The 17,377-nt window shown below is 72.7% G+C and carries 19 protein-coding genes; 15 read left to right on the top strand and 4 right to left on the bottom strand.

The annotated features are described in order from the left end of the window. The first annotated feature begins 25 nt into the window (after window positions 1–25). A complete protein-coding gene (locus VMV22_02525) occupies window positions 26–538 on the top strand; it encodes a hypothetical protein (protein ID HUY21195.1) in 513 nt (170 codons plus the stop codon). A gap of 297 nt (window positions 539–835) precedes the next feature. On the opposite strand, the gene VMV22_02530 is transcribed toward VMV22_02525, so the two are convergent. The 3 genes from VMV22_02530 to VMV22_02540 all read right to left on the bottom strand — a co-directional run bounded on the left by VMV22_02530 (window position 836) and on the right by VMV22_02540 (window position 3,233). Continuing rightward, complete coding sequence (locus tag VMV22_02530) at window positions 836–1,357, bottom strand: DUF4395 domain-containing protein (protein ID HUY21196.1); 522 nt, start codon at window positions 1,355–1,357, stop codon at window positions 836–838. Between the two features lie 106 nt (window positions 1,358–1,463). Further along, complete coding sequence (locus VMV22_02535; protein HUY21197.1) at window positions 1,464–2,111, bottom strand: TetR/AcrR family transcriptional regulator; 648 nt, start codon at window positions 2,109–2,111, stop codon at window positions 1,464–1,466. A 72-nt stretch (window positions 2,112–2,183) separates the two neighbouring features. Next, window positions 2,184–3,233, bottom strand: coding sequence for a hypothetical protein (locus VMV22_02540; protein HUY21198.1), 1,050 nt, complete (start codon window positions 3,231–3,233; stop codon window positions 2,184–2,186). A gap of 112 nt (window positions 3,234–3,345) precedes the next feature. On the opposite strand from VMV22_02540, the gene VMV22_02545 reads away from it, so the two are divergent. The 14 genes from VMV22_02545 (at window position 3,346) to VMV22_02610 (ending at window position 17,069) form a co-directional block, all read left to right on the top strand. Beyond that, window positions 3,346–4,143, top strand: coding sequence for an enoyl-CoA hydratase-related protein (locus tag VMV22_02545; protein ID HUY21199.1), 798 nt, complete (start codon window positions 3,346–3,348; stop codon window positions 4,141–4,143). A 101-nt stretch (window positions 4,144–4,244) separates the two neighbouring features. Then, window positions 4,245–5,216, top strand: coding sequence for a GDP-mannose 4,6-dehydratase (gene gmd, locus VMV22_02550; GenBank protein ID HUY21200.1), 972 nt, complete (start codon window positions 4,245–4,247; stop codon window positions 5,214–5,216). Between the two features lie 6 nt (window positions 5,217–5,222). Continuing rightward, complete coding sequence (locus tag VMV22_02555) at window positions 5,223–6,008, top strand: cytochrome c biogenesis protein CcdA (GenBank protein HUY21201.1); 786 nt, start codon at window positions 5,223–5,225, stop codon at window positions 6,006–6,008. Window positions 6,009–6,090: 82 nt separating this feature from the next. Further along, window positions 6,091–6,858 carry a heme ABC exporter ATP-binding protein CcmA gene (gene ccmA / locus VMV22_02560; GenBank protein HUY21202.1) on the top strand — a complete coding sequence of 256 codons (768 nt, stop codon included), beginning with the start codon at window positions 6,091–6,093 and terminating at the stop codon, window positions 6,856–6,858. Next, window positions 6,848–7,519, top strand: coding sequence for a heme exporter protein CcmB (locus VMV22_02565; GenBank protein ID HUY21203.1), 672 nt, complete (start codon window positions 6,848–6,850; stop codon window positions 7,517–7,519). Before ccmA ends, VMV22_02565 begins: the two co-directional genes overlap by 11 nt. Beyond that, window positions 7,516–8,322 carry a cytochrome c biogenesis protein CcsA gene (gene ccsA, locus VMV22_02570; protein ID HUY21204.1) on the top strand — a complete coding sequence of 269 codons (807 nt, stop codon included), beginning with the start codon at window positions 7,516–7,518 and terminating at the stop codon, window positions 8,320–8,322. Before VMV22_02565 ends, ccsA begins: the two co-directional genes overlap by 4 nt. A 34-nt stretch (window positions 8,323–8,356) precedes the next feature. Further along, on the top strand, window positions 8,357–8,485 hold the full coding sequence (locus VMV22_02575; GenBank protein ID HUY21205.1) for a hypothetical protein: 129 nt from the start codon (window positions 8,357–8,359) through the stop codon (window positions 8,483–8,485). Next, window positions 8,482–9,030 carry a cytochrome c maturation protein CcmE gene (locus tag VMV22_02580; GenBank protein ID HUY21206.1) on the top strand — a complete coding sequence of 183 codons (549 nt, stop codon included), beginning with the start codon at window positions 8,482–8,484 and terminating at the stop codon, window positions 9,028–9,030. The genes VMV22_02575 and VMV22_02580 overlap by 4 nt, the downstream gene beginning before the upstream one ends. Continuing rightward, the gene (locus VMV22_02585) at window positions 9,027–11,144 is read left to right on the top strand and encodes a cytochrome c-type biogenesis CcmF C-terminal domain-containing protein (GenBank protein HUY21207.1); all 2,118 of its coding nucleotides are present in this window, start codon (window positions 9,027–9,029) and stop codon (window positions 11,142–11,144) included. The genes VMV22_02580 and VMV22_02585 overlap by 4 nt, the downstream gene beginning before the upstream one ends. Window positions 11,145–11,251: 107 nt before the next feature. Further along, the gene (locus VMV22_02590; GenBank protein HUY21208.1) at window positions 11,252–11,821 is read left to right on the top strand and encodes a TlpA disulfide reductase family protein; all 570 of its coding nucleotides are present in this window, start codon (window positions 11,252–11,254) and stop codon (window positions 11,819–11,821) included. Continuing rightward, entirely contained in the window at window positions 11,818–12,342 is a 525-nt protein-coding gene (locus tag VMV22_02595) for a cytochrome c-type biogenesis protein (GenBank protein HUY21209.1), read from the top strand. The genes VMV22_02590 and VMV22_02595 overlap by 4 nt, the downstream gene beginning before the upstream one ends. Beyond that, the gene (locus tag VMV22_02600) at window positions 12,339–13,139 is read left to right on the top strand and encodes a hypothetical protein (protein ID HUY21210.1); all 801 of its coding nucleotides are present in this window, start codon (window positions 12,339–12,341) and stop codon (window positions 13,137–13,139) included. The genes VMV22_02595 and VMV22_02600 overlap by 4 nt, the downstream gene beginning before the upstream one ends. A 328-nt stretch (window positions 13,140–13,467) precedes the next feature. Continuing rightward, entirely contained in the window at window positions 13,468–15,174 is a 1,707-nt protein-coding gene (locus tag VMV22_02605) for a hypothetical protein (GenBank protein HUY21211.1), read from the top strand. Between the two features lie 590 nt (window positions 15,175–15,764). Beyond that, entirely contained in the window at window positions 15,765–17,069 is a 1,305-nt protein-coding gene (locus VMV22_02610) for a hypothetical protein (protein ID HUY21212.1), read from the top strand. On the opposite strand, the gene VMV22_02615 is transcribed toward VMV22_02610, so the two are convergent. Continuing rightward, the coding region (locus VMV22_02615; GenBank protein ID HUY21213.1) for a CPBP family intramembrane glutamic endopeptidase at window positions 17,030–17,377 on the bottom strand (348 nt) is incomplete at its 5' end. The two genes, VMV22_02610 and VMV22_02615, sit on opposite strands and share 40 nt — an antisense overlap.

Here is a 17,377-nt window from a genome sequence, read left to right on the forward strand (position 1 = left end):
GCGCCGAGCGCGGTGCCACCCCGCCATGCCCGTGACCCCGCGCGTCCTGTTCCTGTGCACGGGCAACGCGGCGCGCTCGGTGATGGCGGGAGCGATGCTCGAGGCCCAGGGCGCGACGGTGCGCGTCACCACCGCCGGCACCCACGTGGTCGAGCACCAGCCCATCAGCGTCCGGACGCGTGATGCGTTGCGGTCCCTCGGCCTCGAGGCGCCGAGGCACCGCAGCCGCCAGTTGACCGACGACGAGGTCGGGGCCGCCGACCTGGTGGTCGCCATGGCCGCCGAGCACGTCCTCTACGTCCGCCGGCGCCATGGTGCGGGCGCGGACCGGACGGCCACGCTCCCGTACCTTGCGCCCCGCCTGCCGCCCGGCATCGGGCCGCTGGCGCAGCGCGTCGGCACTCTCGGGCTGGCGACAGTCGATCCCGCCGTCCAGGGCGACGTCGCCGACCCCGCCGGGGGCGGCGACGAGGACTACCTGGCCTGTGCCCGGGAGGTCGCCGCGCTGGTCGGCGAGTTGGCGCCCCGCCTCGGCTGACCCTCGGCTGACCCTCGGCTCCGGTCCGGCCCCGGCCCAGGGCGCGTGCGTGGGCGCGGCCCGGCACGAACCGGCAGGCGGCACGAACGGGCAGGCCGGCACCGGCGCAGGCGCCGTCATCGACGCCAGCCGGGCATGGGCGCTCCCGTCCCGGGGTCCCTCCGCGATGGGGGTCCATTGGGGTTATACGCGAGAGCAACTCCGGACTGCCCGAAGAGAGCCCGTGATGCCCGAAGAGTGCGTTCCGGCCACTCCGGGTCGGCGTGCAGAGCCCCGGGGACCCCGGGTCGGCGACCGTCAGACCGGGACGGGCTCCTTGCGCAGCTCGGGATGGCGCAGGGTGATGTCGTTGCAGGCCTCGCACACGTGCTCGGGGACGAGCCCGGCGCGCATGAGCAGCGCGAAGGCCCGGCATCCCAGGCAGATCCCGAACGCCGACTCCAGGAACGCCGCGCACGCCAGGAGCCCGACGACCACCCACGCCGCCGTGCGGGCCCCGGCGCCGAACCAGAGCACGATCGCCGTCGACGAGAACACCACCCCGATCGCCTGCGCGAAGCGCTTGGGTGGCCCGCTCACGTGACGGGGGGCCGCCAGGTGCGGGGCGACCACCCGCGTCGCCAGCTGGCCCAGGGGGCTGAGCCTGGGCCCGGTGAGCATCCGGGCCCAGAAGCCGTAGGCGAGGGGGACGAGCAGCCACGGCTGGCCGAGGGCGATGGCGAGGGCACACAGCAGGACGACCCCGCCGGCCACCACCCGGGCGGCGACCTCGTTCACGGGGTTGGGGAAGCCGAACACCGAGCTGATCCGTGCCTGCATGGCGTGCACCTCGTCGTGGTGGCCGGGCCCGGTGCCCGGAGACGCCCGAAAGCTTACCTCTCAGGTCGGGTTTTCGCTCCGGGCCCCCGGCCGGCACGAACCGGGGTCAGTCGCGGTGCACGGAGCGCAGCCCGGCCCAGGCGAGGTCGGCGAGGCGCCGGGCCAGGCGCACGGCCTCCGACTCGTGCGGGTCGCTCCCGTTCGGGTCGCGGGTGGCGAGGAAGTGCCGGCTGGCCCCCTCGGCCATGCCCACCATGGCGTAGGCCAGGAGCCGGCGGTGGTCCTCGTCGAGGCCGGCGTCGATGAGGACGTCGATGGCCCCGGCCAGTCGTTCCTCGACGTGGCGCACCGCCCGCGACAGCTCGGGGTCGTTGGGGACGTTGCTGCCGAAGAGGAGGTGGAAGGCGTCCGCGTTGGTCACCACGAGGTGGAAGTAGGCGGCGAACCCGCCCTCGACCTGCTGGCGCGGGCCCCCGGCGGCGGCCACGGCCTTGCCGATGGCGTCGAGCATGGTGCCCGCCACCGAGTCCACGAGCTCCAGGTACAGGGCACGCTTGGAGACGAAGTGCTGGTAGAGCAGGGGCTTGGTGACGCCGGCGGCCTCGGCGATGTCGTCCATGGTGGTGGCGTTGAAGCCGCGCTCGGCGAAGAGCGTCAGGGAGACGTCGAGGAGCTGCTGGCGACGCCGGTCGGCGGTCAACCGCTTGGCGGTGCCGCCGCCGCTCACGGTGGCTGCGGTCGGACGGGTCGCCATGCCCGAATCGTACCGGGCGCCGCCCTCCCGCCCAGGAGGACCCGGCGCGAGCCCGGTCCGTGATCCTCACAGTCAGGGCAGGGCCCACCCCGCCGCGTCGAGGACCCGGGCCAGCCGGTGGGGGAGGTCGTCCAGGGCGAAGTGCCGGCGCGCCGTGCCGTGGTTGTGCTCCAGCAACGACGCGTCGGGCGCGTCGAGGAATGCCCCGACGCCGGGTGCGTCGTCGTGGGCGAACCACCGGAAGCCGAAGGCCGCCAACTCGGCGGCCACGGGGTACGGGCCGACGGCGAGGGGTCGCCGGTGGACGGCGGACTCGAGCGCCGGATTGCCGAAGCCCTCCCACGTCGAGGGGAGCACGACCACGTCGCAGGCGGCGTAGGCATGCTCGACCCCGGTGGCGGCGGCGGTCGCCCCGGGCCCCAGGATGCACGGCGGGCCTGCCGCCGCCACCAGCCGCTCGAGCTCGGGCCCGAAACCGTCCTCGGCCGGCCCCAGCAGCCAGAAGGTCGCCCCCAGCGCCTGGGCCAGCGCCATCCCGCCGGCCACGTTCTTGCGGGGGATGGCCCGGGTGGGTTGGAGCACGAGCCGGTCGCCGGGGCCGAGGCCGAGCGACCGCCGCGTGGCGGCCCGGTCGCCGGCGGGGCCGTCGACGTCGAAGGCGTTGCGCACGACGGTGGCGGCGATGCCGTGGTGCGCCAGCTGGCGGCGGCTGAGGTCGTTCACGGTGACGTGCACCCAGGTGGGGTCGTCGGGCGGCGGCGGGTGGCTTGCGTACTGCGGGCGCTGCCACGGCAGGTCGTGGTGGTGGAGCAGCGCCGGCCGACCGCGCAGGGCGTGCGCCACGACGGCCGCGGCCGCCTCGTTGAGCGGGAGCGAGCACAGGTTCTCGACCACGACGATGTCGGCGTCGTCGAGCGCGGCGCGGACCGCGTCGGGAGCGGGCGGCTCCGGGGCGGCGATGCCCAGGCCTGGGACGATGCGGTCCACGGGGCCCTCGCCCGCTACCGTCCGGATGTCGAACCCGAGCGTCGACAGGGCCCCCGCCCACTTCCGGGCCTCGACGGCCACGCCGTCGGAGCCGCCGAGGCGGAACGACACGATGGCGACGACCGGCCGGGCCACGGGCCAGCCAGGCTACTGCCGGCGCCGCCGTCACGACCCCCGGGCTGGGCGGCGGCGGGGGGCGGGCGCTACCGTCGGCCCGGTGCCGGGCCCGTCGACCACCGAGGATGGCGTGACCGGGACCCCGACCGTGCGGTACGAGGTCGCCGACGGGATCGCCCGCGTCACCATCAACCGGCCCGAGCGCCGCAACGCCCTGTCCTGGGACGCCATGCGCGGCCTGCACCAGGCACTGGCGGCGGCCCGCGCGGACGCCGCGGTCCGGGTGGTGGTGCTCGCCGGCGCCGGTGACGAGGCCTTCTGCGCGGGGGCCGACCTCGGGTCGATGACGGGCCACGACGACCCGGAGTCGGACCTGCTCTCGGTCCACGAGTCCCGTGGCGTCCTGGCGCAGGTGTTCGAGGCCCTCTGGAAGCTCGGCAAGCCGACCGTCGCCCGCGTGCAGGGGTTCGCGCTGGCCGGTGGCTTCGGGCTGGCCCTGGCGTGTGACCTGGTGGTGGCGTCCGAGCGTGCCCGCTTCGGCGCCCCCGAGGTCAACGTCGGCCTGTGGCCGTACATGATCACGGTGCCCCTCGTGCGGTCCATGCCTCCCAAGCAGGCGCTCGAGCTGATGCTGACCGGGCGCGTGGTCGGCGCCCCCGAGGCCGAGCGCCTGGGCTTCGTGACGCGGGTGGTACCCCCCGAGGACCTCGACGCCGCCGTGGAGGAGCTGGCGGCCACGCTGGCGGCCAAGTCCCCGGCCGTGATGAAGCTGGGGCGCGACGCGTTCTACGCTGTGTGGGACATGGCGGCGCCCGAGGCCCTCGCCCACCTGCAGGCCATGCTCACGCTCACGGCGCAGACCGAGGACGCCGCCGAGGGCATCGCCGCCTTCCTGGAGAAGCGCCCGCCCCGATGGCGGGGGCGCTGAGCGATCGGCGCCGACCCGTACCGCGGCGGTCGCGCGCCGGGGGAGGCGACGAGGCCAAGACCGGGCCACCGACCTAGCGACGGACGAAGCGAGCAGACACGATGCGCAAACGGGCACTGATCACCGGCATCACCGGCCAGGACGGCTCCTACCTGGCCGAGTTCCTCCTCGAGGAGGGATACGAGGTGATCGGCATGGTGCGGCGATCCTCGACGCTGAACTTCGAGCGCATCGCCCACATCCAGGACCGCGTCACGCTCGTGGCCGGGGACCTGCTCGACGAGGTCTCGCTCATCGGCATCCTGCGCGAGCACCGGCCGGCCGAGGTCTACAACCTCGCCGCCCAGTCCTTCGTGCAGACGTCGTGGACCCAACCGGTGCTCACGGGCGAGACCACGGCGCTGGGCGTCACCCGCGTGCTCGACGCCATCCGCATCGTCGACCCCGAGATCCGCTTCTACCAGGCGTCGTCCTCCGAGATGTTCGGGAAGGTCCACGAGGTCCCGCAGAACGAGACGACGCCCTTCTACCCGCGCAGCCCCTACGGGGTGGCCAAGGTCTACGGCCACTGGATCACCGTCAACTACCGCGAGAGCTACGGGCTGCACGCGTCGTCGGGGATGCTGTTCAACCACGAGAGCCCGCGGCGCGGGCTCGAGTTCGTCACCCGCAAGGTCAGCCACGGCGTGGCGCGCATCGCGTGCGGCATGGACGACAAGCTCGCTCTCGGCAACCTCGACTCGCAGCGCGACTGGGGCTTCGCCGGCGACTACGTGCGCGCCATGTGGGCCATGCTCCAGCGCGACGAGCCCGAGGACTTCGTGGTGGCTACGGGCACGACCCACTCGGTGCGCCAGTTGTGCGAGATCGCCTTCTCCCACGCCGGCCTCGACTGGCAGAACCACGTGGTGGTGGACGACGCATTCCTGCGGCCCGCCGAGGTGGACCTGCTGGTGGGAGACGCCACCAAGGCCCGGACAGAGCTCAAGTGGGAGCAGACCGTCGACTTCGCCCAGCTCATCGCCATGATGGTCGACGCCGACGTCGAGCTCCTGCGTGGCCGGGCCCACTGATCCCCGATGGTGACGTCCCCGGCGGTGCTCGGGGTGCACGCCACCATCTCCGCCGACCCGCTGGGCCTGCTGGTGGCGTTCGGCGCCGGCATGCTGTCGTTCCTGTCGCCGTGCGTCCTGCCCCTGGTGCCGGGCTACGTCTCCATGGTGTCGGGGCTGTCGGTGGCGGAGATCGAGGAGGGCCGGCCCCAGCAGGTGGTGCCGCTGCTGCGCGGCGTCCTCGGCTTCATCGCCGGCTTCACCGTCGTCTTCACCGCGCTGGGCGCGGCGGCGTCGAGCCTGGGCCGCGTCCTGCTCGGGCACCAGCGGACGCTCGACATCGTGGCGGGGGCGCTCATCGTCCTCTTCGGCGTGTGGTTGGCGGGGATGGGGGCGCCGACGTCGTTCCTGCGCGAGCGCCGGTTCCACCCGCGTCCGTCGCGCCTCGGCGCGTGGGCGCCGCCCATCCTCGGGATGGCGTTCGCCTTCGGCTGGACGCCCTGTGTCGGGCCCGTCCTCGGCGGCGTGCTCGGCCTGGCCGCCACGCGGGCCACGCTGGGGTCCGGCGTCATGCTGCTGGTGGCGTACTCGCTCGGCCTGGGGGTGCCCTTCCTCGCCACGGGGCTGGCGTTCGGACGGCTCACGTCCCTGCTGGCCCGGGTGCGGCGGCGGCTGTTCGTGGTCGACCTCGTCTCGGGGGTGGCCCTCGTGGCCTTCGGCGTGCTGCTGCTCAGCAACAACCTCCACTGGGTGTCGTCGGTCGCCTCCGACGCGCTGCGCGCCCTCGGCCTCGGCCGGCTGTCGGTCAGCTGACCCCGCCGCCGCCCCGGCCCCGCCGGGGACGGGGGCCGCTTGGAACCGGGGACGGGGTCCCCCGTAGCATGGGGCGCAGGCCATGGCCCCCGCAGTCCTCCTCCGTGCCGCCGTCTGCGTGACCGGGCGGTTCCCGGCCCTGGCCGGCGTCGATCTCGTCGTCGCCCAGGGCCACGTGGTCGTGCTCGAAGGGCCCAACGGGGCCGGCAAGACCAGCCTGCTGCGGGTGTGCGCCGGTCTGCTGTCCCTGACCGGGGGGCAGGCCAGCATTCTCGGGTGCGACCTGGGGCGCGACCGCGCCGCCGTCCGGCGCCGGGTCGGCATGCTGGGCCACGCCGCCGCCCTCTACGACGACCTGACGGTGGCCGAGAACGTGCGATTCGCGGTGCGCGCCGCCGGGGGCACCGCCTCGGGGACCGACGCCGCCCTCGACCGGCTCGAGCTGGGAGGGCGCCTGCGGCGCACCCCCGTGGGCCGGCTGTCGGCCGGGCAGCGCCGCCGGGTGGCCCTGGCCGTCCTGGTGGCCCGTCGGCCCGAGCTCTGGCTGCTCGACGAGCCCCACGCCGGGCTCGACGCCGGTGCCCGGGCCGTCCTCGGGGAGATCGTCGCCGACGTGGCGGCGTCGGGGGCCACGGTGCTGCTGGCGTCGCACGAGCCCGAGGAGTCGCTGCCGCTCGCCGACCGGGTGGTCTCGCTGGCCGGGGGGCGCGTGGTGGGGGAACGCGCCCTGCGCGCCATGCCGCAAGGCCCGGGCGCGGCGGACGCGCCGGACGCGGGCGCGCCGGCCGCGGGCGCGCCGGACGGCGGCGTGCGGCGCGACGTGGTGCCCGGAGGTGTCCATGTGGCGTGACACCGTCCTCGTGGCCGGCAAGGACCTCCGCATCGAGCTCCGGTCGCGGGTGGTGCTGCACCAGGTCGCGCCGGTCGCCGTCCTCGTCCTGGTCCTGTTCGCCTTCGCGCTGGGGCCCGACCGGGCGCCGATGGTGCGCGCCGCTCCGGGGCTGTTCTGGGTGGCCGTGCTCTTCGCCAGCGTGCTCGCCGTGCAGCGCAGCTTCGCCGTCGAGTCCGCCGAGGGTGCTCGCGACGGGCTGCGCCTGTCGGGTCTCGACCCGGCCGGGGTCTTCCTCGGCAAGGCGGCCGCGGTGGCGGTACAGCTCGTGGTGGTCGAGGTCGTGCTGACCGCTGGGGTCGTGGTGCTCTACGGCGCCCACGTCCGCTCGTTCGGGGACATCGTGGTGGCGAGCGTCGCCGGCACCGCCGGCCTCGCCGCCGCGGGCACGCTCTACGGCGCCCTCGCCGCCGGGTTGCGCGTCCGCGAGACCCTGCTGCCCTTCCTCTTCCTGCCGGTGGCCGCGCCCGTGCTGCTGGCCGGCACCCGGGCATGGCAGGCGGCCATGGGCATCGGAGCCGGCAGCGCGGGGGACCCCTGGCTCCGGTTGCTGCTCGTGTTCGCCGCTGTCTACCTCGCGCTCGGCGTCGTCATCTTCGGGCCGCTGCAGGAGGCCCCGTGAACGCACCCCGCCCCGGCGCGGCGCGCCCGGCTGTTCCCGGGTGGGGACCGGCCGCCACGTGGGTCGTGCGCGGCCTCGGCCTGACGGCGGCGGTCGCCGTGGCCGTCACCGTGTGGCTCGGGCTGTGGATCACGCCACCCGACCAGACGCAGCACGACCTGGTCCGCCTCGTCTACGTGCACCCGCCCATCGCGTGGGTGTCGCTCTACCTCGCGTTCGGTGTCGCCGCGGTGTCGAGCCTGCTGTGGCTGTGGCCCCGGACGCGCAGCCCGTTCTGGGACCGCCTGGCGGCGTCCTCCGTGGAGGTGGGGGCCGTCTTCACCGCGCTCACGCTCGTCACCGGCTCGATCTGGGGCCGGCCGACCTGGGGGGTGTGGTGGGTGTGGGACGCGCGCCTCACCTCGACGGCGCTGCTGTTCGTGCTCCTCCTCGGATACCTGGCCATGCGCCGTGTTCCCGCCGACCCGGACGCCCGGGCCCGGCGCTGCGCGGCGGTCGCGCTCGTGGCCGCCGCCGACGTCCCCATCGTGCACTTCTCGGTCAACTGGTGGCGGACGCTGCACCAGGACGCCACCGTGCTCAACGCCAACCTGTCGCCGACCATCCACGGGTCGATGGCGTGGACGCTGCTGGTCGGGTTCGTGGCGTTCACCCTGCTGTTCGCCTGGATGCTGGCCGTGCGCTACCGGATCGAGGTGCTGTCGGAGCTCGTCCAGGAGTCCGAGCTCGACGTGGCGCTGCACGAGCGGTGGGCGGAAGGCGCCGAGCACGTGACGCGCGAGCCCGATGGGGTCCTGACGTGAGGAGCACCGTGAGGAGCGCCGTGAGGAGCACGCGGTGAGGTACATCGACGCGGGCTACGCCGTCGCCCTGTCCGTCCTCGCCGCGTACGCCGCCGTTCTCGTGCGTCGCCGGAGGCGCCTACAGCGGTGGGTGGAGCGCTCGCCCGAGCAGCCCTCGCCATGAGCGAGCCGTTCACGGCGGCGTCCCCGTCGGGCGTCGCCGGCGCCACGGCCGTCGTCGCGGGGGTGGAGGCGGCGCCCGGCGCGCCCGGTGCCGCACCGGGTGCCGCGCCCGGCGGGCCGGTACGCCCGCGCCGGAGGAACACCCGCCTGTGGGTCGTCGGCACCGTGCTGGTGGCGGCGTTCGCGTTCCTGCTCGTCAAGGGGCTCGGCAGCTCCCTGAACTATTTCGAGACGGTGGACCAGGCCGTCGCGCACAAGACCGCGCTCGGGGCGCGCACCTTCCGGCTCGAAGGCGTCGTCGTCCCCGGGACGGTGCACCGCGACTCCGGCGGTGTCCGCTTCGTGGCCGCCGGCACCCGGCACCGCGTGGCGGTGGTCAACCACGGCAACCCGCCCCAGCTGTTCCAGCCGAACATCCCGGTCGTGGTCGTCGGCCACTTCTCGGGGAGCACCTTCGTCTCGGACCAGGTGATCGTCGACCACAGCGCCCAGTACGTCCAGCAGCATCCCGACCGAGTCAGGGCGCCGAACGGGACCACTCGGTGAACGCCGCCCTCGGGCACGCCGGCGTCCTGCTCAGCCTGGTCGCCTCGCTCGTCGGGGTGGCGGTGATCGGTTACGGGCTGGCGCGCGGGCGCGCCGACACGGCGCGCGCCGGTCGCATGTACGCCGGGCTGGTGCTGTTGGGCGCGGTCGTCGGGACCGTGGCGATGGAACGCGCGCTCGTGACCCACGACTTCTCGCTCGCCTTCGTGGCCGCCAACAACAGCCGGTCGACGCCGCTGCTCTACGCCATCACCGGGATGTGGTCGGCGCTCGCCGGGTCGATCCTGCTGTGGGGGCTCATCCTCGCCGGCTACATCGCGGCGATGGTGTGGCGCTTCCGCCGGCAGGCGGCCGACCCGCTCGTCGCCTGGGCGACCCTGGTCACCTTCGCCGTGGCCGCCTTCTTCTTCGCCCTGATGGCAGGGCCGGCCGACCCGTTCCGTACGGTCGCCGGGCCCGTTCCCGCCAACGGGCTCGGGCCGAACGTGCTGTTGCAGGACAACCCGCTCGTGGCCTTCCACCCGCCGATCCTCTACCTCGGGTTCGTCGGGTTCACGATCCCGTTCGCCTTCGCGGTGGCGTCGCTCGTCACCGGGAGGGTGGGTGAGGGCTGGCAGCTCGCCACCCGGCGGTGGGCGTTGTTCGCGTGGGGATTCCTGACGGTGGGGATCGTCCTCGGCGCGTGGTGGTCGTACCAGGTCCTCGGGTGGGGCGGCTTCTGGGCGTGGGACCCGGTCGAGAACGCCTCGTTCCTCCCGTGGCTGTGCGCCACCGCCTACCTGCACTCGGTGCTCGTGCAGGAGCGCCGTGGCCTGTTGCGGGTGTGGAACCTGTCGCTCGTGATCGCGACCTTCAGCCTCACCATCCTGGGCACCTTCCTCACGAGGTCCGGGGTCATCGCGTCCGTGCACGCCTTCTCGGACTCCGACATCGGGCCGCTGCTGCTCGGGTTCTTCGGTGCCGTCCTCGCCACGGGCGTGGGCCTCATCGCCTGGCGCGGCGACCGCTTGCGGTCGCCCGGCGGGATCGACTCGGCGGTGAGCCGCGAAGGCGCGTTCCTGCTCAACAACCTCCTGTTCGTGGGCTTCGCCTTCGTGGTGCTGCTCGGGACGGTCTTCCCATTGCTCTACGAGGCGTTCCGCGGCCAGCAGGTCACCGTCGGGGCGCCGTACTTCAACGTCATGACCATGCCCATCGGCCTGGCATTGCTGTTCCTGATGGCGATCGGGCCGGCGCTGCCGTGGCGCAAGACGACCGCCGGCGCCCTGCGCGACCGGCTGACCGTCCCCGCCTGGGTCGGGGCGCTCGTCATCGTGGGCTGCGTGGCCGGTGGCGTGCGCGGGCTCGCACCGCTCACCGCCTTCGGCCTGGGCGCCTTCGCCGCCGCCGCCAACGCCCGCCAGCTCGTCCTGTCGTCGCGCCGGGCGCACGCGAGCGGCGCCGGCGCGTGGCGCGGTCTGGTGGGGCGCGCCAACGGGGGCATGGTGGTGCACCTCGGTGTCGTCGTGGTGGCGGTGGCGTTGGCGGCGACAACGTCGTTCGGCCACCGTGGGGAGGTCCAGCTGCGCCCGGGCGCGGCGGCCACCTTCGACGGCCACCGCATCGAGTTCGTGGGCATCGTCCACCTCCGTACGCCGGCGCGCACCGCCACCGAAGCCCTCGTGCTGGTGGACGGGCACGGCCCGCTGCGCCCGGCGGTGAGCCAGTTCGGCCAGGGCACGGAGGCCGTGGGCACGCCCGCCATCAGGTCGGGTTTCGAAGACGACGTCTACCTCACCGTCGACGCCCTGCCGGTGAAGGCGGGGGGGCCCGTGACCATCGGCGTCACCATCCAGCCCCTGGTGGCCTGGCTGTGGGGTGGCGGTGCGCTGCTCGTGGTCGGGGCGGCACTGGCCGCCGTGCCCGGCAGGAGGCGCCGTCCCACCGATCCGGTCTCGGCGCCGGTGCCGGCGCGCGCCGCCGACGGCGGTGACGCCCGGCCTCCGGACACGGGGGTGCCGGTCGGCGCCCGACCCGACGGGGTTCCCCCCACCTCGACGACGCCACCGACCGGGGCGGCGCCATCCGACGGCCACGAGCGCGCCGACGAGCCCGTGCCGGCCGGTTCGCCGTGACCGGGACGACGACGGCCGCCGGAGCCGGCCGCGCCGGAGCCCCCGGCACCGGCGGTCGCGCCGGAGCTCCCCGCACCGCGGGCCCGGCAGGTGTCGATCCGGATGCCGTGCCCGACCCGCAGGCATCCGCACCGCGCCGCCGGCACACGGCGAGGTGGGCGGCCGCTGCCGCGTTGGTGGTGGGCGCAGGCCTGGTGCTGCTGCTCGCCACGCGCCCGCCCCAGACCGCAACCGAGGTGGCCACGCCCCTGGTGGGCCAGGCCGCGCCGCGCATCGCCGGCACGACGCTCGCCGGCGGTACGTTCGACTTGTCCGCGCTGCGGGGCCGCTGGGTCGTCGTCAACTTCTTCGCCAGCTGGTGCACCCCGTGCCAGCAGGAGCAGCCCGAGCTGGTGGCGTTTGCCTACGCGCACCGGCTGCCGACTGATCCCGCGCTCGTCGGTGTCGTCTTCGACGACTCGGCCTCGACGGCGCGCGCTTTCATGCGGTCGACCGGCGCCACGTGGCCGGCGGTGGTCGATCCCGGTGGCCAACTCGGGCTCGACTACGGCGTCCGGGGGCCGCCCGAGACGTTCCTGGTCTCGCCGCGCGGCGTCGTGGTCGCGCATTTCGACGGGCCCATGACCAGCGCAGCCCTCGACTACTGGCTCGGGCGGGCCTCGGCCGGTGGTGCATGAGCTCCATGCCCGCTCGTCGGGGACGCTGGACGTGGGTGGTCCTCGTGCTCGTCGTCGGCGTCGCCCTGGGCGTGGGGGCGTCACCCGGCGTACCGCCTCCCGGCGTGGCCCAGCGGGTCGTGGCCATCGACGCGCTGGTGCGGTGCCCGAGCTGCGAAGGCATCTCGGTCGCCGACTCCTCGGCGTCGACGGCCGTCGCCATCCGGGAGGCGGTGACCGCCCGCGTCCGGGCCGGGCAGAGCGACGCGCAGATCGACGCCTTCCTGGTGAGCCGCTACGGCCCGAGCATCCTCCTCCGGCCACCGGTGCGCGGGGGGACGGCGTGGGTGTGGGTGCTCCCGCCTGCGGCGCTGGCCCTGGGGCTGGTGGGGCTCGCCGTGGTGTTCTGGCGCCGCCGGCACCCGGCGCGGGTGACGGTGACCGAGGAGGACCGCGCCCTGGTGGCGCAGGCGCTGGCGGCGCGCTCGTCACGATCCGGCGGCGGAGGCGGAGCCGACCACGAAATGGCCGGCGACCGGTGACGCGCACCGACCTCGACGACGAACGTGGCTTCCTGTTGGCCTCGCTCGAGGACCTGGAGCGCGAGCATGCCGCGGGCGACCTCTCCGACGCCGACTACGAGGCCCTGCGCGACCGGTACACGCGGCGCGCCGCCGACGTCCTGCGCGAGCTCGACGCCGCCACCACCGCCGAGCCTGAAGCACCGGTTCCTGCACGTGAGGCCGGGGCTCCTCAGCCGTCGTCGACCCGCGCACGGCGACGGCACCTCCTGGCCGTGGTGGGCGGGCTTGCGGTGCTCGTGGCCGTGTCGGCCGTGGTGGTCGAGACGCAGACCGGGTCGCGGCTCCCGGGCCAGACGGCCACGGGCTCGGTCAGCCTGAGCAAGCCGGAGCAGATCCGCCGGACTCTGGCGCAGGCCGAGACGCTCGAGACCTCGGGTGATGCCGCCGGTGCGCTGCACCTCTACCACCAGGTGCTCGCCCAGGAGCCCGACCAGGTCGACGCGCTGGCCGAGTCCGGGTGGTTGGAGTTCGAGGCGGGTGCCCAGGCGCAGAGCTCGGCCGTGCTCACCGAAGCGCTCCAACTCGAGCAGCGGGCGCAACGGTCGGACCCCGGCGCCTACGCACCCCACCTCTACCTGGGCTCGATGCTCCTGGCGGAAGGGAACGCGCCGGGAGCAGTGACGCAGTACCGCCAGTTCCTGGCGGACGGACCGCCCCAGGACAAGGTTGTGGCGGCGAAGCCGTTCATCGCTCGGGCGTTCACACAGGTCGGCCAGCCCGTCCCGGCCATGCCCACCGGGGGCTCGGGCTCATAGGGCGCAGCCCTCCCCACCGGCCGGGCCGGGCTCGGCCGTACGATCGGTGCGCCGGCAGGTGCAGTCATCGATTTCCCTCGTGACAATAGGACAATAGAGAGAGGCAACAGCTTTGCCGGACGCCGCCTGAGGATGGGACAAGCCTCATCCCCGGGTAGATCTGACGATCCGAGGCGTCAGCTCGAGATCGTCAATTGTGAGGATGCTGCGACCGTTGACATTCTGATTGGCTACCACCCGACGTCACGGGTCGCGGGGCAGGGGAACTTTCTTCTCTGAAGGGATGTAGGACATGCGTTCAGGACTGCTGCGGGGCCACCGTTTCGGGGTGGCCGGCATCGCCGGCGCGTTGCTGTGCGCGGGCTTGGCCGGCGTCGGTGCACCGGCCGCTTCGGCCAAGGCGCACATCCCCGAGGCCCTCTATGTGGGTTCGTTCCACGGTATCGTCACCCCAGCGTCGGTGACGTTCTCGACGATCCAGGATGCGGTCAAGGCCGCCCAGAAGGGTGACTGGATCCTGATCGCACCGGGCGACTACCACGAGGCCGGCGACATGGGCGCCAACGCGCCAAGCCCCTCGGACCTCTCCACCGGATGGTACGGGGGCGTCGACGTCGAAACGCCGGGGATCCACCTTCGCGGCATGGACCGGAATTCGGTGATCGTCGACGGCACGCTGTCCTCGGCAGCTACACCGTGCAGCTCGTCTCCCGCCGACCAGAACTTCCTCGGCGGCGACGGGCGGAACGGCATCCTCGTGTGGAAGGCCAACGGCGTCAGCATCGACAACCTCACCGTGTGCAACTTCCTCGCCGGTTCCGGCGACTCCGGCAATGAGATCTGGTGGAACGGCGAGGCCAATGCGAAGGGCAAGATGGGCATCAAGGGATACTCCGGCAGCTACCTGACGGCGACGTCCACGTACTTCTCCGGCAGTTCCCAGAGCAACCCCAGCGTCTGCGCCACGTGCGCCCTCTACGGCATCTTCTCGTCGGCGTCGCAGGGGCCGGCGACCCTGACTCAGCTCTACGCCAACAACTTCTCCGATTCGGGTATCTACGTGGGCGCGTGCAAGCGAGCATGCAACGTGACCATCGACAAGGCGACGATGGAGAACAACGCCCTCGGTTACTCGGGCACGAACTCCGGCGGACAGATCATCGTCCAGAACTCGACCTTCAACAACAACAAGGATGGCTTCGACACCAACACCGCTCTCACGGGCGACCCGCCCCCGCCCCAGGACGGCCGCTGCGCCGGTAAGTCCGCGACACCGTATCCGGGGACCAAATCGTGCTGGATCTTCGAGAACAACCTTGTCGAGAACAACAACAACCCGAACGTGCCCATCGCCGGCACCGCCGGCCTCGGGCCGACGGGCACCGGCATGACGGTCTCGGGTGGACGCAACGACGTCATCGCCAACAACGAGTTCCTCAACAATGGCGCCTGGGGCATCCTGTTCCTTCCTTATCCGGACGCCAACACCACCTCGAACGGCAAGACCTGCAAGAGCCAGAAGGGCATCGTGGCTACGGGCCTGGGCATCGCGGGTGTTTCCTGCCTCTTCGACCCGCAGGGTGACCACCTGGTGAACAACAAGTTCTCCGGCAATGGGACGTTCGGCAACCCGAGCAATGCCGACTTCGGCAACCTGCTCATCTCCGGGCACGAGCCGGTGAACTGCTTCTCGGGGAACACCGAATGGGACTCCACGTTCACCAACCAGCTGGGACCGGCGACGAATGCGAACGTCGCGGACTCCTATCAGGGGCAGACGCCCTCCACCTGTGGGGCGCGCTCGACCAAGGCGGGACTGCTCGGGAGCAACACTGATCTGACCCTGCTCGGCCAGGTGGAGTGCGATACCGGCGTCCTCAGCGGGGCGGGCTGCGCGTCGACGCACTACCCACAGCCGACGGCCGTCGTCATGCACCCTCTGCCCAGCCTGCCTTCGATGCCCAACCCGTGTGCCAACGTGCCGGCGAACCTGTGGTGCCCGGGCGGCTTCCCGGCGGCAAAGGTGACAGGGTAGGAACAGGTAAGGACAGGTCCAACCGTCGCACGAATCCCGAGCATCCCACCCGCGTTTGGTCGTATGCGGGACGATGCGCTGTGGCTGTCAACGTGCGATACGCAGGCCGTGACCAGTGCAGTGGCACATATACCGACGCATGCGTCTCGGCGCGGTGGCGACCAGTGTTCTGACGGTGGGGTGCGGGGGACTGTTCATGTCGGCATGCGGGAACGGATCGGGTTCTCTCGTGGGGTCGGTTCTGGTCGAGGATCCGGTGGCCGGATGGCTCGTCCCAGGTGTAACGCTGACAGTGGACCTGAGGTCGGGTGACCGTGTCGTGGCGACCGCGCAAGTGAAGCCGCATCACCAGTTCCATTTTCGCGAGCCGTCCGGCACCTACGACCTGGACGCCGTTGGGATCCGAGACTGCGTCCAGCCGGTGACGATCCATTCGGGAAGGTCGATCACCCACGATCTGAGATGTGGGCCGGCACCGCAAGCCGGCTAGTGATCCCGCTCGCCGGAGTTGGCATCCGGTTCCCTCCACCTCGGCATCACCTCCCGCCCTCCGAGCCGCGACAGCGTGCTCAGGGCCGTAACGTCGTGGTGTGAATGGCCTGAGGGTGTGGCTCGCGAGGAGGATCTTCCCGCTCCTGGCCACGGTGGTTCTCGTCGCCGTGACAATGGCCTCTTCGATGTGGTGGGGCCCCCATCTCGTCGGCAAGCCTGCGTGGCAACTCCCCGACGACCTTTGGGGGACGCTCGTCGCCGCCCGACGGCTTCTGCATCTGGACCCGGGCGGGCTCTACACGGCGCCCACCGGGCTGGTATCGCTTCCGGGCGCAGCCGTCATCCTCACTCCGATCGTCGCGGTCATCGACGCAGCGCGAATGGGGCTCGCTGTACCCGGCGTTCACAATGCTCATCCGGCGGCGTGGCTCGTCGCCGGGCCATCTGAGGTCGTCCTCTCCGCCACTGCTCTGTTTGCGGGCGATGCGACAGCCGAACGTCTCGGAGTTTCGCGACCGAAGCGAGCTCTGCTCGCGGCTGCAGGGGCGATCGCGCTTTGGAGTGTCTCGGCGCGCTGGGGTCATCCCGAGGACGCGCTGGCGGTGGCCCTGCTCCTGTACGGGATCCTGGCGCTGACAGGCTCCAGGGTTGAGCACTCGGCATGGTTCGTTGGTGCGGCAGTCGCCGTTCAACCGCTGGTCCTTCTCGCCATGCCGGTCCTGTTGGTCGTCGTAGAACCGCGGCGGCTGGCGGGATACCTGACAAGAGCGGCGGCGCCGGCCACGCTGCTGCTCGGCTTCGCGCTTGCGGCGAACTGGAGCGCCACATTGTCCGCGGTGGCGAACCAGCCCAACTGGCCTGCGGTCGACCACCCGACTCCGTGGACCTCGCTCGCCCCGCACATGGGCCACGGCGCGATCGCGGCCGGCCCCGCCAGGGGGATCGCCATCCTCCTGGCGTGCGGGTGCGCTGTCGTGCTGGAGCGTCGGTGGCGAGCCGCACGGTGCCTTGTCGAATGGTCGCCCCTTGCACTCGAGGAACTGCTGTGGTGGGTGGGGGTCACTCTGTCACTTCGTTGTGTCTTCGAGTCGGTGATGAACGCGTACTACGTGTGGCCGACCCTCGCTGTGGCCATGTCGGCCGCGACTCGCCATTGGTCCCGCCTCGTCCCCACCGCAGTCGCCGCGTCGGCGCTCACATTCCTCCTACAGGCATCGTGGCACGGTCGATGGACCTGGTGGGGAGCGATGGTCGGGGGGTTGGTCCTGACCCTCGCCGTCGCACGCGGTGCGCCAGGCCGGAGCACGCCCCGGTGGGGCACGTCGGCGCTCGAAACGCCGCGGCCTCTGGCGGTCACGTCGTCTCAGGGTAGCCACGACACCCGGCTGCGCAGCAGCACGTAGCCGAGGAAGGCACCGGCGTCGATGAGGCTGTGCGCCAGCACCAGCCGCGCCAGGCGACCCTGGCGCTGGTAGAGACGGCCGAACAACAGACCCATGGCGGCGTTGCCGAGGAAGCCACCGAAGCCCTGGTAGAGGTGGTACGCGCCGCGGAGCGCGGCGCTGACCACCAGCGAGCGGTCGTCTCCCCAGTGCAGTTGGCGCAGCCGGTGGAGCAGGAAGCCGCACACGACCACTTCCTCCAGCACCCCGTTCTCCACGGCGACGAGGACGAGAACGGGGATGCGCCACCACACCGCCGGCAGACTGGT

This window comes from Acidimicrobiales bacterium, assembly GCA_035531755.1.
Classification (GTDB): domain Bacteria; phylum Actinomycetota; class Acidimicrobiia; order Acidimicrobiales; family UBA8190; genus DATKSK01.